This is a genomic window from Streptomyces sp. PsTaAH-137 (genome assembly GCF_003259365.1).
Lineage (GTDB): Bacteria > Actinomycetota > Actinomycetes > Streptomycetales > Streptomycetaceae > Streptomyces.
Window position 1 is genome coordinate 39,132 of the sequence record NZ_QLLY01000019.1, and the last position, 13,129, is coordinate 52,260.

Here is a 13,129-nt window from a genome sequence, read left to right on the forward strand (position 1 = left end):
ACCACAGGGTCTCCGTAATTTCTGAGGGAGTTGGAATCATGGCCGCTGGTGCCATGAATCGCTGGACCCAATCACTGGCCGACGCCAAGCCGGTCGCGTACTGGCTCGACGACCCGGGCCGCCCCGAGGCCCGCCCCGCCCTCACCGGCGACGAGCACTGCGACCTGCTGGTCGTGGGCGGCGGCTACAGCGGGCTGTGGACGGCGCTGCTCGCCAAGGAGCGCGACCCCGGCCGGGACGTGGTCCTCGTCGAGGGCCGCGAGATCGGCTGGGCCGCCTCCGGGCGCAACGGCGGCTTCTGCGCCGCCTCCCTCACGCACGGCACGGCCAACGGGCTGACCCGCTGGCCCAAGGAGATCAAGAAGCTGGAGGAGCTGGGCGCCGCCAACCTCGACGCCATCGAGGCGGCCGTCGCCCGCTACTCCATCGACTGCGACTTCGAGCGCACCGGCGAACTGGACGTGGCCACCCAGCCGCACCAGGCCGCCGAACTCCGCGCGTTCCACGAGGAGCTGGGCGAGGCCGGTCTCGTCGACGGCCTGGAACTCCTCGACGCCGAGCAGACCCGCGAGCAGGTGAACTCGCCGACCTTCCAGGGCGCCCTGTACGACCGCGACGGCGTCGCCATGCTCCACCCGGCGAAGCTGGCCTGGGGCCTCAAGCAGGCCTGCCTCGACCTCGGCGTGCGCGTCTACGAGAACACCCCGGCCACGCAGCTCGCGTCGAACGGCTCGGGCGTCGCCGTCCGCACCCCGTACGGCCGGGTCTTCGCACAGCACGCGGCGCTCGGTACGAACGTCTTCCCGTCGCTGGTCAAGCGCGTGCGCCCGTACACCGTCCCGGTCTACGACTACGCGCTGATGACCGAGCCGCTGACGGACGCCCAGCTGGCGGAGATCGGCTGGAAGAACCGCCAGGGACTCGGCGACTCGGCCAACCAGTTCCACTACTTCCGCCTCTCCGCCGACAACCGGATCCTGTGGGGCGGCTACGACGCCATCTACCCGTACGGGGGCCGGGTCCGCGCCGAGCACGACCACCGCCCGGAGACGTACGCGAAGCTGGCCGGCCACTTCTTCACCTGCTTCCCGCAGCTGGAGGGCCTGCGCTTCACGCACGCGTGGGGCGGCGCGATCGACACCTGCTCGCGCTTCTCGGCGTTCTTCGGCACCGCGCACGCGGGCAAGGTGGCCTACGCGGCCGGGTACACCGGGCTCGGCGTCGGCGCGACGCGCTTCGGCGCGGACGTGATGCTCGACCTGCTGTCGGGGGAGCGCACGGAGCGCACCGAGCTGGAGATGGTCCGCTCCAAGCCGCTGCCGTTCCCGCCCGAGCCGTTCGCGTACACCGGCATCGCGCTCACCAAGTGGTCCCTGGCCCGCGCCGACGACAACGGCGGCCGCCGCAACGTGTGGCTGAAGGCGATGGACGCGGTGGGGCTCGGCTTCGACAGCTGAGCCCGGGGCGCTCACTCCTCGGTGGGCGTCCCCTGATGGAAGTACAGCCGCCACCCGGCCTCCGGGTGGCGGCGCCATACGGAGCTGCGCTGCACCCGGCGCCCGTGGTCCGCCGAGTGGTACGTCAGGTGCACGACACCGGGGGCGAGCAGCGTGCCCGCCATCTCCGTGACGACCACGGGATCCTCGGCGGTGATGCCTCCGGAGCCCGTCGCCTCCAGGACGGTCTCCCGGCCCCAGCGCCGCCCGGACGCCCCGAACTCGACGAACTCCGGGTCGAGGAGCGCGGTCACGAGCGCGTCGGAGGCGCGCACCTCCGGGTCGAGCAGCCTCAGTTCGCCGTCGATCGCGGCCTGCACCTGCTCCCGTGCCTCTCTGGCGGCTTCCATGCCGGAAGCGTAGTGAACCGGCGTACGCCCTGATGAGACGTGTGATCCGGTTCACTCCAGGAAAGATGCCGAACCCGCGTAATGCGCGGGGCGCCGGCCGCTCTCGCTCGTGACCATCGAAGTCGAAGCGAGAGGGAGGTCCCGCCATGACCGGCTCAGGCGTGGCTAAGTCGGCGGTCGAGTGGCTGGTGTCGGTGGCGCCGGATCCGGACGCGTGCCGCTGGGAGTGGGAGCGCAATCCGCTCGGGGTGGCGCTGCTGCCCGCCGGCAAGGAGTGGGACGTGCTGATCCTGCCCGGGGAGCTGGGCTATCCGACGCTCGACGTCCTGACCCGCGTCATCGACCGCCCCGGCCCGGTCCTCGCGGACTTCGGCGAGGCCCGGATGGGCTTCTTCGTCCCCGCGGGCACGGTCGCGCGCTGGCTCGGGACGGGGGTGCGGGGCGCGGGTCACGGCACCTGGATCGTGGTCCCCTACCCGGGCCGCGCCACCGGCGGCGTGCGCTGGCTGGTGCCGCCGGACGGCCAGGGCACACTCACCGATCCGGCGCTCCTCGAACTCGCGATGCACGAGGCGGCGGCCCAACTGGCGCGGGAATCGGGGGAGTAGGCGAGGGGTTCGGCGGGACTCAAGTTGATCTCGGGGTTCGCGAACCCTTGACAACTCAATTGGTCTGGACCAAGTTGGGCGCACTCCGCTCCACCGTGCCCCTTCCCCCGCCACGCCCGGAGGCAGTCATGGCCCGTACCGGACCACCCCGCAGATTCCTGACCGCCGTGACGGCGGCGGCGCTCGCCGCCGCCGGCCTCACCGCGCTGACCGCGCCCGCCCACGCCGCCGACACCGAACTCGCCCGCAACGGCGGCTTCGAGTCCGGCCTCGACGGCTGGACGTGCTCGGCCGGCACCGGAAAGACCGTCAGCTCGCCCACGCACAGCGGCACGTCGGCCCTCCAGGGGACGCCGACCGCGGGCGACAACGCGCAGTGCACGCAGACCGTGACGGTGAAGCCGGGCTCCACGTACTCGCTCTCCGGGTACGTCCGCGGCAGCTACGTCTACCTGGGCGCGACCGGCACCGGCACCACGGACGTCTCGACGTGGACCCAGTCGGCCGCCGACTGGCAGAAGCTGTCGACGACCTTCACGACCGGCCCGTCCACCACCAAGGTCACGCTCTTCACGCACGGCTGGTACGGCACCCCCGCCTACACCGCCGACGACATCAGCCTGATCGGCCCCGGCGGCGAGGCCCCCGTCCTCCCGGCCGCTCCCACCGGCGTCAAGACGGGCACCGTGACGGCCACCTCGGTCGCCCTGTCCTGGCCCGCCGTCTCCGGCGCGACGAGCTACGCCGTCTACGTCAACGGCGCCAAGTCCCGCACCGTGACCGGCACGTCGACGACCCTCACCGGCCTGACGCCCGCCACGGCCTACAGCCTCCAGGTCACCGCGCTCAACGACGCGGGCGAGTCCTCGAAGTCGACCGCCGTCACGGCGACCACGGCGCAGAGCTCGGGCGGCGGCAACCAGGGCTCCGGCGACCTCCCCGCCCACGCCCTCGTCGGCTACCTCCACGCGAGCTTCGCCAACGGCGCCGGCTACACCCGCCTCGCCGACGTCCCCGACAGCTGGGACGTCATCGACCTCTCCTTCGGCGAGCCGACCTCGGTGACCTCCGGAGACATCCGCTTCAACCGCTGCCCGGTCACCGAGTGCCCGAACGTCGAGTCGGACGCCGACTTCAAGGCGGCCATCAAGGCCAAGCAGGCGGCCGGCAAGAAGGTGCTGATCTCGATCGGCGGCCAGAACGGCCAGGTCCAGCTCACCACCACGGCGGCCCGCGACACCTTCGTCTCGTCGGTCTCGAAGATCATCGACACCTGGGGCCTCGACGGCCTGGACATCGACTTCGAGGGCCACTCGCTGTCCCTGAACACGGGCGACACGGACTTCAAGAACCCGACCACGCCCGTCGTCGTCAACCTGATCTCGGCGCTGAAGACCCTGAAGGCCAAGTACGGCGACAAGTTCGTCCTCACCATGGCCCCGGAGACCTTCTTCGTCCAGAACGGCTACCAGTTCTACGGCAGCGGCAAGTGGGGCGGCCAGGACCCGCGCTGCGGCGCCTACCTCCCGGTCATCTACGCCATGCGCGACGACCTGAGCCTGCTGCACGTCCAGGACTACAACTCGGGCCCGATCATGGGCCTCGACAACCAGTACCACTCCATGGGCGGCGCCGACTTCCACATCGCCATGACCGACATGCTCCTGACGGGCTTCCCGGTCGCGGGCGACGCCAACAACGTCTTCCCGCCGCTCCGCCCCGACCAGGTCGCCATCGGCATGCCGGCCTCCACCAACGCGGGCAACGGCTACGTCTCCCCGGCCGAGCAGAACAAGGCCCTGAACTGCCTCACCAAGAAGACCGACTGCGGCTCGTACACGACCCACGGCACGTGGCCGACGCTGCGCGGTCTGATGACGTGGTCGGTGAACTGGGACCGGTTCAACAACTGGGAGTTCCAGAAGAACTTCGACGCGTACTTCGGCAGCTAGTCGCGCCGGGTCACCTCGGCGAGCAGCTCCGACAGGAACTCCGCCCGCCGCGGTGACTCCAGTGCGCCCAGGGCCGCTGGCAGGTCCAGCGGCACCGGGCGCACGCGCGCCGACACGGTCCCGTCCCAGCGCCGTACGGCCACGGCCGCGCGGTTCCCCGACGCCCCGCCCGGGTGCAGCAGCACGCAGGCGGGCGGGGCGTCGCCGGGGTCGCGGGCCAGGGCGTGCGCGTACAGGAACGCCTGGTACAGGTCGGAGGTCGAGACCTTCCGGGTGTCGTACAGCTTGTACTTGACGTCCACCGGGCGCACGAAGGGGAGTGCGTCCGGGCCGCCGCGGATCAGGATGTCGGGGCGTACCTCGCTGTAGGGGCGGGCGGACTGCTCGTTCCACAGGACGTGGGTGTGCCGGGACTGGCCCTCGACCGCGAGACCCGTGCCCTCCGCGGCCTCGGCCAGCAAACGGGTCGTGAACAGCTCGAACAGCTCGTTCATGTCGATCAGAAAGGCCCGTGCGGCCAGCGGCCCGGAGCCGAAGAGGTCGTCGAGGCCGCCGCCGGTCAGCAGCAGCGCCGACCAGAAGTGGGCGGTGCGGTAGTGCTCGTTGTGCCGGTGATGGTTCAGCCGTCCCAGGTCCTCGCGCACGTCGGCCGGGCGGGTCGGCGCGTACTGGGCGAAGCGGGCCGCCACCCGGCGGGCGCGCGCCCGGACGGCGAGCGACGAGGTGGTGCGGGCCGCGAGATCGGTCGCGGCCGCGCACACCCGGTTGTCCACGATGTCGGTGTCGAAGTCGTCGTAGCGACAGGCCAGTCGGTCCAGCCGCCCGTAGTGGTGCAGCAGCTGACGGTCCGGCAGGAGCCGCCCGCGGACGGCGGGCAGCGGCGCCTCGCGGCGCACGTAGTCACGGCGCACGCCTCGCGCGAGCAGCCGCTCGGCATGCGCGGTGACCATCAGGGCCACCAGATCCCGCAGATGCGGTGCCCCGTGGGTGAAGGTCCGCCGCGCGGCCAGGGCGTCGGGGGCTGCGCCGACCGCGATGTGCAGCATTCGCAGCACGTCCAGGCCGGTGCCCAGGTACTTGGGCTCGACCCGGATCTCGCAGCCGTCCAGGGAGACGACGCCGACGTACTGTCCCGCGCTCACCTCGATCCGGCCGCCCGCCAGTTCGCGCACCCGCAGGCGGCGCGCGAACCGCTCGTCGGCGACGGCCCGCCGGTCCGCGGCGCTGAGCCGGACCCCGTCGAACTCCGCGCTCCCGTACTCGCGCAGGACAAGGACGCGCACCGGCCTACTCCGCCTGGTCCTTGACCTGGAACTCCTTGTACAGGGCGGCGATCAGCGTCTCGTCCTCCACCTCGCGCAGCGTGTGGCTGTCGCGGTCCACCAGCTCTTCGCCGAGGAAGGACGCGAGGAGCGTGTAGTCGTCGTACGCGTACTCCTGGAGCAGCGGCAGCACCTCGCCCCGCACGATCGCGGCGAGTTCGGCCGCCGAGTCCACCGGAGCGCCGCCCGGCAGGAAGTAGGCGTGGCCGATCTGCTTCTCGCGGTCGAGGCGGGTGCGGATGCGCTCGTTGAGGGCGTCCAGCATCTCGGCGAGGTGCAGCTGATCGACGTAACAGCCCTCCAGCGGAGTGGAGTCGGGGAGGAGTTCGAGGAACGCGAAGCGGCGGCGGACGGCCGCGTCGAGCATCCGGATGGAGCGGTCGGCGGTGTTCATCGTGCCGATGAGCCGCACGTTCGGCGGAACGGCGAACGGCTTGCCGCTCAGGGGCAGCGTGACCGTGCGGCCGCGCTTGTCCCGCTCGATCAGGGTGATCAACTCACCCAGGATCTTGGGGAGATCGCCCCGGTTGAGCTCGTCGACGACCATCAGGTACGGGCGTGCGGGGTCCGCGGCCGCGGTCGTGCAGACACGCTTGAAGACTCCGTCGACCAGGTCGAGTGCGAGCCCGGTGCCCCCGGCGCCCGGCACCGGCCGGAACCCCTCGATGAAGTCCTCGTAGCCGTAGCTGGGATGGAAGGTGACCACGGTCAGCAGGCCCGCTTCCAATAGCGTGCCGAGCGCGGCCTCGTAGCCGGGGGAGCCGGGCTCCGCGTACGGGTCGAGGCCGGGCAGTCCGCTGACCTCGCCGAGTCCGCGCACCGCGTAGTTCAGTGCTGTGTACGTCTTTCCGGTGCCCGGCGGACCGAACAGCACGACCTGGCCGCGCCGGTCGAGGCCCTCGGTGATGCGTTGCAGCAGCGGGTCCAGCGGCGGGGCGGGAACCTCGTCCTGCCGCACGGCCGCTGCCGGTGTCTCCGCCCGCCGCAAGTCCTTGATCCGCCTCCAGGTCGCGGCCGGCACGTCCTTCACCGTCACCGTCGCCCAGGCGCCCTCGGGCTGGGCCAGCCGGCCCGCACAACTGTCGTCCCACTCCACGGAGACCGTGTGCCGGTGGTCGGCGCGGTCGGGGCGCCAGGTGTAGCCCTCGTCGGTGACCCGGCCCACGGCAAGGACCTGACTGGCCCCCGTGTTGGCGACCACGAGATCACCGGGGCGCAGGCTCAGCAGCTTCCAGAGCTCGTTCGCCTTTGCGGAGACCTTCGACTGGAAGTTGTTGTACTCGGAGCCGAACGCCTCGCGGAACGCAGCCGTGTACTCGTCCCTGTCGGCGAACTCGCGCAGGTCACCGACCGCGTCCCAGCCCACCGCGATGTACCCGCCCGCGCGGCACTGCTCCCACACCTCACCATCCCGGCCCGCGGCGATCTTGACGATCTGCCGGGTCCGGTTCGGATCCGCCCACCAGTACAGGAACCGCACCACGAGCCGCGGCGGCCAGCCCGCGAACCGCTCGTCGGCGTCGATCACCTGCTTGAGCCTCGCCTGCAGCGCGAACCGTTCGAGACGCGGCGCGGGCTGTCCGGTCAGCCGGTGCAGGAAGTGGCGTACGAGGTCGCCCGTGTAGACCGGAAGCGTGGACTCGGGCGCGTACACCGAGAGGGTCTTGGCGATCAGGGAGGGTCCCGAGCGGACCGCGTCGATCGAGTCGATGTCCGACAGGCGTCCGTCGCGGGCCGCCGCCACGGCCTCGACGATCCCGGACCGCACCGCCTGCCAGGCCGTCTCGACGTCGGGATAGCGCGGGTCGTGCCACCAACTGCCGTCCTTGCGGCGGAAGACGAGGTGCTTCATCGCCGAGCCGCCCGCGATGCTGCCGAGCGCGTTGCTGCCGAACTCGACGAGGTAGCAGTACGGCTTGGTGGTGGCGCTGTCGCCCTGTCCGAGCGCGTAGCGCGCCAGAGGAAGAGCGGGCCACTCGGCGAGCGGGAACGCCTCCCGGATCCCGGCCGCCTCTGCCTCCGCCTCCGTCAGGACCTTCTCGTGGGCGTCGCGGTCGAACGCGGCGAGCGCGTCGGCGAGCGGCCACGGACGCAGCCCCTCGGCCTGTGCGGCGGTGACCGATTCGAGGACGCAGCCGCATACTCCGGTGACCGGGCGCCCCTGGCCGTTGAGCAGCCCCTTCTCCCGGGCGAACGCGGCGCGTCCCACGCTGTCCTCGGTCGGCGCCGAATCGATCAGGCGCCGCCAGATCAGCCGCTCCGGGTCGGCGGCCCGGGGCAGGGTGTGCGCGTCGGTCAGATGGCGGCACCGCGGATCGTGGTGGATCAACTGCCCGTGCAGCGGCAGGATCACCTCGCCCGGCGACGGGGTGAGGGCGTACTCCCGGCCCTCGAAGGCCACGACCGTACGCTCCTCGGTCAAGCCTGACCGCTCCTGCCCGCCCGTCATGTGCTCCCCGCCTCCGTCAACCGTCCCCGTCCGGCTGTCGACCGTATCGCGCCAGGAGCCGGGCGAGCCCGGTGATCAGCAGAACGGCCAGACACCAGCTGCCGATCACATCGACCGGCCAGTGATATCCCTGCCGGACGAGTCCGATGCCGACGCCCAGGTTCAACACCGCGCACCCGTAGACCAGTTCGCGCCTGCGGAGCAGCAGCGCGCACAAGCCGTACGCCACCGCCGCCGTCGCCGCGTGGCCCGACGGGTAGAAGCCCGTCGCCGGGGCCATCGGCGGTGGGCCGGGGCGGGCCAGCAGGTGTTGGAGGGGAGTCACCAGGGCCGGGACCAGGGCCATGGTCAGGAGGGAGATCGCCGCCGGGCGCCAGTCGTGGGTGCGCCAGGTGGTGTACGCGAGGACGGCGGCCAGGACCGGGAGGGCGACCTGGAGATTGCCGAGGTCGGCGAAGAACTCCGCCGGGCCGGACGGGATGGCGCTGGTGCGGATCGTCGTGCCGAGGTGTTCGTCGGGGGAGAGGAGCGGGCCGGTCGTCGCCACCTGCCAGGTGAGGACCGCGAAGAGGACTGCCGCGAAGGCGGCCAGAAAAGTGGCCGGGCGCCCCGGAGCAGGGGGGGTAGCTCCGAGACGCCCGATCTGATCGGCGTGCCGCACGCCCCGGGGGGTTTGGGGCGGGCGACCGTCCGATCGGTGAGGAGTTCCGGAGCCGGAGGCTCCGGGTGTGTGCGCGAGGGCACGACCAGGGCGGGGCTGGGGAGGCTCCGACCCGGATTCGCCCGCAGTTCCCTGCGGGCGGGGTGTTTCTCTCATCTGCGGAAACCGTACGTCAGGGAATGGGGGCCACAACAGCCGGTTCGACAAGCTGCCATGGGGCCCCCACACCTTCTTCACATGCTCCGACCGCCGCTCCGCTCAGAGCGCGGCAAGAGCGTTCTCGATGATGTCGAGGCCCTCGTTGAGCAGATCCTGGCCGATGACCAGCGGCGGCAGGAAGCGCAACACGTTGCCGTAGGTGCCGCAGGTGAGGACGAGCAGGCCCTCGGCGTGGCAGGCCTTGGCGATCGCCGCGGTGGACGCCGCGTCCGGCTCCTTGGTCGCCGGGTCCTTGACCAGCTCGATCGCGATCATCGCGCCGCGGCCGCGCACGTCGCCGATGACGGAGAACTTCTCCTGCATCGCCGTCAGGCGGGCCTTCATCGTGGACTCGATCTCCTTCGCCTTCGCGTTGAGGTCGAGCTCCTTCATCGTCTCGATGGCGCCGAGCGCACCGGCGCAGGCCACCGGGTTGCCGCCGTAGGTGCCGCCGAGGCCGCCCGCGTGCGCGGCGTCCATGATCTCGGCCCTGCCGGTCACGGCGGCGAGCGGCAGGCCGCCCGCGATGCCCTTGGCGGTCGTGATCAGGTCGGGGACGATGCCCTCGTCCTCGCACGCGAACCACTGGCCGGTACGGCAGAAGCCGGACTGGATCTCGTCCGCGACGAAGACGATGCCGTTGTCGGCGGCGAACTGGCGGATCGCGGGCAGGAAGCCCTTGGCCGGCTCGATGAAGCCGCCCTCGCCGAGCACCGGCTCGATGATGATCGCGGCGACGTTCTCCGCGCCGATCTGCTTGGTGATCTGGTCGATCGCCTGGGCGGAGGCCTCGGCGCCCGCGTTCTCCTCGCCGGTCAGCCAGCGGTAGCCGTAGGCCACCGGTACTCGGTAGACCTCGGGGGCGAACGGGCCGAAGCCGTGCTTGTACGGCATGTTCTTGCTGGTCAGCGCCATCGTCAGGTTCGTACGGCCGTGGTAGCCGTGGTCGAAGACGACGACCGCCTGGCGCTTGGTGTAGGCACGGGCGATCTTGACGGCGTTCTCGACGGCCTCGGCGCCGGAGTTGAACAGCGCCGACTTCTTGGCGTGGTCGCCCGGCGTCAGCTCCGCGAGGGCCTCGGCGACCTCCACGTAACCCTCGTACGGCGTGACCATGAAGCAGGTGTGGGTGAAGTCCTGCAGCTGGGCGGAGGCGCGGCGGACCACGGCCTCGGCGGAGGCGCCGACCGAGGTCACGGCGATGCCGGAACCGAAGTCGATCAGACGGTTGCCGTCGACGTCCTCGATGATGCCGCGGTCCACCCGGGCGGTGAAGACCGGCAGCGTGGAGCCCACGCCCGCGGCGACGGCGGCCAGGCGGCGCTGCTGCAGCTCCTGCGACTTCGGGCCGGGGATGGCGGTGACGACGCGGCGCTCCTGCGGGATGTCGCTCATGCGGGGCTCCTTGTGGTGAAGAGGGCGTGTCACCGGGCTCAGGTCCGGTTTCGCCGGGATGTACGGGGGCTTTCCTCGCAGGTTAGGGGCGAAGGAAGGGGGTGGTCATGCTCCATCGGGGTGGGTTCGGGCGGCCGGGTTGTCCGAGTTGGACACTTGGGTACGCCACTCCGTACAGACCGCCGGGGCGCGTAAGCGGTGAACTCCCCAGGCGCGGGCATTACATTAAGGCCGATTCGACTACGCACGGACACGTACGGACCGGCAGGTCAGGGGGCAGCGGCCATGGAGACCGAGGGCACAGAGGGCAAGCACGGCACGAGGAACGGGCAGCGATCCCCCGCGGTGCCGCGTCCCACGCAGCCGCCGCGCCCCACCGTCCCGCCGATGCCCCGGCGCGCGCCCGGATCCAACGGGCCTGCGGTCGCCGAGTGGCTCGCGGCACGCCGGCCACGTACCGAGCCGGGTGTGTGGCGTTACGGGTTCGCGCCACGCCCGCCGCAACGGGACGACGCAGCTCTGCGGCGCAAGTTGCTGACGCTGATGGCGGGCTCGTTCCTGGTGGGCATCTTCCTTTGGGAACTCTGGCTCCAGGGGAGGCTCCCCTATCAGTGGGTGCCTCTCTCGGTGTTCACCCCGGGTGACTGGTGGTACGCGAACACCACCTGGCCGAAGCCGGGCGTGACCGCCGCACGGGATGCGAGAGTGGTGTACGACGGTGTGGGCTTCGCCGCGTTGGTCTACCTCATCGGCCGCTTTGGCGCGTGGGCCGAAGGTATCCGGTTCTTCGTGACGAGTCGTCCGCAACCCGGTCGTGCCGTCGTCGCCGCGGTGGCCGCTGTTGGCGCCCTGGTCTTCGTGTGGCCCGACGCACTCGGCCTCGACTGGCGTCCGCTGCCCGTCGCCGGGCCGGTCATGTCGCTGATCGCGCTGATCCCGGGCGGCGACGCCCTGTTCCGCGTCCCCGTCCTCGCCTATCTGCTCTACGGCCTGATCACCGTCGCGGTGCTCTACCCCTTCGCGCGGATCGGCGGTTGGCTGGAGCTCCCGTCGGTGCGTCGCTTTCGCAGGCCCCCGCCGAAGCCCGCCGCCGCGCCGGGGGCGCCTACGGACTGGGCCGAGCTGCGCGCCGCCGGGCAGGACAAGGCAGCCGACGTGCTCGCTCTGGAGGTGGCCAGCGGCCGGATGAACGACGTCGACTGCGTCCGCGTCGCCCGTGCCTGGCGAGAGGCCTCGGGCCGGCCCGATGGCCCGGCCGAGTTCACCGACACCGTGGCCCGTCAGGGCGCCGCTGCCTGGACCCACCCGTCCAAGCAGCGCGATCTGCCCGCCCGCGCCGCCACCCACGACCTGCTCGTCGGCCAAGTGCGGATCGGCCGCTACGCACGCGACGAACGCAACCCGTATCCCCTGCAAGGCGCCGGAGCCGCCCTCGACCCCAGCATCCTCGGGACCTCGCTGCTTGCCGTCGGCCCGTCCGGTGCGGGCAAGACCGCCGGGGTAGTCCGGCCGGTCGTGGAGTCCCTCGCGTTGCAGGCGCTCACCGGCCGGTCCGCCGTCGTCGCCGTCTGCGCCGCGGGCACCCCGCTCGGCCCGGACGACGCGTTCGACGTCGTGGTTCGCCCAGGCGATCCCGACTCCGCCTATGACCTGGACCTATATGCGGACGCCGTCGACCCCGACGAGGCCGCCACATTCCTCGCGGAGGGCCTCGTCGGTGACCTGGAGACCGTCGACACCCGGCGTGCCGCGACCGCCCTCGCCCGGCTCCTCGGCCCGTACCGCACGGCGCACGGTCACTTCCCGTCCGTGCCGGTGCTGCGCGAACTTTTGGAGGGCGAGACCGGCGCCCTCGCGGATCTGCGGGCCCGCCTCTCGCCCGACGCGGACGCTGCGATGTGCCGGGAACTCGACGCCCGACAGCGGCAGCTCGGCACGGCGAGCGACCCCGGACCGCTGCTCGCCGACCGGCTTGCCCTCCTCGACCGGCCGGTGTTCGCCGGATTCTTCGACACGAGCGGCGCAGGGCGCCCCTTCTCGGTGCGGGCGGTCACCCGGCATCCACTCCGGGTCCGCATCGACCTTCCGGAACAGGGCCACGAGGAGGCGTCGCGGCTGCTGGCCCGGTTGCTGCTGGCCCAGTTCACCGCCGTAGTGCGTGGCCGGTCCGACCGTGCCCCTTTCGCCTGCCTGGTCCTGGACGACGCGGCGCGCACGGTGACCGCCGAGACCCTCCGCGCCATCCAGCGGCTTCGCTCCTCGAGAGCCGGGGTCGTGCTCGGCCTGCGGACGGTCGGCGAGGTTCCCGAGCCGTTGCAGGGCCCGCTGTACGCGGCGGTCGGCTGCCGGATGGCGTTCTCCGGAGTCACCACTTGGGACGGCCGACGGTTCGCCGAGGCATGGGGCACTGAATGGGTGGAGCGCGAGGAGGTCGCGCAGCACGCGGTCTACGCCAACCAGCCGCTGACCCGCGCCCTGCACAGCCTGCGCAGAATGGTCACCGGCAAAGCCGTCACCACCGACGCGGTCACCGTCCGCCAGGTCGAGCGCGAACGCTGGTCCGCCTCCGACCTCGCGCACGCCGTTCCGCCCGGCCACGCCGTGCTCTCCCTCACCACCGTGCGCGGTGAGCACGCGCCGCCGCTCCTGGTCGATCTGCGGGGCTGAAAGCGGCTCGTCGGGCGGGCCTGCGGCCCCG

General features: G+C 71.7%; 9 protein-coding genes. 4 read left to right on the forward strand and 5 right to left on the reverse strand.

The window, feature by feature from the left end:
• The first annotated feature begins 38 nt into the window (after positions 1-38).
• Entirely contained in the window at positions 39-1,457 is a 1,419-nt protein-coding gene (locus tag K377_RS33045) for an FAD-binding oxidoreductase (RefSeq protein WP_111667289.1), read from the forward strand.
• 11 nt (positions 1,458-1,468) lie between these two features.
• Here K377_RS33045 and K377_RS33050 read toward each other — a convergent pair whose 3' ends face one another.
• Positions 1,469-1,846 carry a DUF4440 domain-containing protein gene (locus K377_RS33050; protein WP_111667290.1) on the reverse strand — a complete coding sequence of 126 codons (378 nt, stop codon included), beginning with the start codon at positions 1,844-1,846 and terminating at the stop codon, positions 1,469-1,471.
• 146 nt (positions 1,847-1,992) lie between these two features.
• Between K377_RS33050 and K377_RS33055 the strand changes: the two genes are divergently transcribed.
• Complete coding sequence (locus tag K377_RS33055) at positions 1,993-2,454, forward strand: hypothetical protein (RefSeq protein ID WP_111667291.1); 462 nt, start codon at positions 1,993-1,995, stop codon at positions 2,452-2,454.
• A 128-nt stretch (positions 2,455-2,582) separates the two neighbouring features.
• Positions 2,583-4,406 carry a chitinase gene (locus K377_RS33060; RefSeq protein ID WP_111667292.1) on the forward strand — a complete coding sequence of 608 codons (1,824 nt, stop codon included), beginning with the start codon at positions 2,583-2,585 and terminating at the stop codon, positions 4,404-4,406.
• Here the strand turns inward: K377_RS33060 and K377_RS33065 are convergent.
• From K377_RS33065 to gabT, 4 genes are all read right to left on the reverse strand, one after another.
• Positions 4,403-5,689 (reverse strand): McrC family protein, encoded by a 1,287-nt coding sequence (locus K377_RS33065; protein ID WP_111667293.1) that lies wholly within the window; start codon positions 5,687-5,689, stop codon positions 4,403-4,405. The genes K377_RS33060 and K377_RS33065 overlap by 4 nt on opposite strands.
• A gap of 4 nt (positions 5,690-5,693) precedes the next feature.
• A complete protein-coding gene (locus K377_RS33070; protein WP_237551749.1) occupies positions 5,694-8,150 on the reverse strand; it encodes an McrB family protein in 2,457 nt (818 codons plus the stop codon).
• A 43-nt stretch (positions 8,151-8,193) separates the two neighbouring features.
• A complete protein-coding gene (locus tag K377_RS33075; protein WP_309252255.1) occupies positions 8,194-8,838 on the reverse strand; it encodes a phosphatase PAP2 family protein in 645 nt (214 codons plus the stop codon).
• 258 nt (positions 8,839-9,096) lie between these two features.
• Positions 9,097-10,431, reverse strand: coding sequence for a 4-aminobutyrate--2-oxoglutarate transaminase (gene gabT, locus K377_RS33080; protein ID WP_111667296.1), 1,335 nt, complete (start codon positions 10,429-10,431; stop codon positions 9,097-9,099).
• A 285-nt stretch (positions 10,432-10,716) separates the two neighbouring features.
• On the opposite strand from gabT, the gene K377_RS33085 reads away from it, so the two are divergent.
• Positions 10,717-13,098 (forward strand): ATP/GTP-binding protein, encoded by a 2,382-nt coding sequence (locus tag K377_RS33085; RefSeq protein WP_111667297.1) that lies wholly within the window; start codon positions 10,717-10,719, stop codon positions 13,096-13,098.
• The last annotated feature ends 31 nt before the right edge of the window (positions 13,099-13,129 follow it).

Bases quoted from the DNA above. Each gene is read 5' to 3' on its own strand.
- K377_RS33045 (WP_111667289.1), top strand. From the start codon at position 39: ATGGCCGCTGGTGCCATGAATCGCTGGACCCAATCACTGGCCGACGCC.
- K377_RS33050 (WP_111667290.1), bottom strand. From the start codon at position 1,846: ATGGAAGCCGCCAGAGAGGCACGGGAGCAGGTGCAGGCCGCGATCGAC.
- K377_RS33055 (WP_111667291.1), top strand. From the start codon at position 1,993: ATGACCGGCTCAGGCGTGGCTAAGTCGGCGGTCGAGTGGCTGGTGTCG.
- K377_RS33060 (WP_111667292.1), top strand. From the start codon at position 2,583: ATGGCCCGTACCGGACCACCCCGCAGATTCCTGACCGCCGTGACGGCG.
- gabT (WP_111667296.1), bottom strand. From the start codon at position 10,431: ATGAGCGACATCCCGCAGGAGCGCCGCGTCGTCACCGCCATCCCCGGC.
- K377_RS33085 (WP_111667297.1), top strand. From the start codon at position 10,717: ATGGAGACCGAGGGCACAGAGGGCAAGCACGGCACGAGGAACGGGCAG.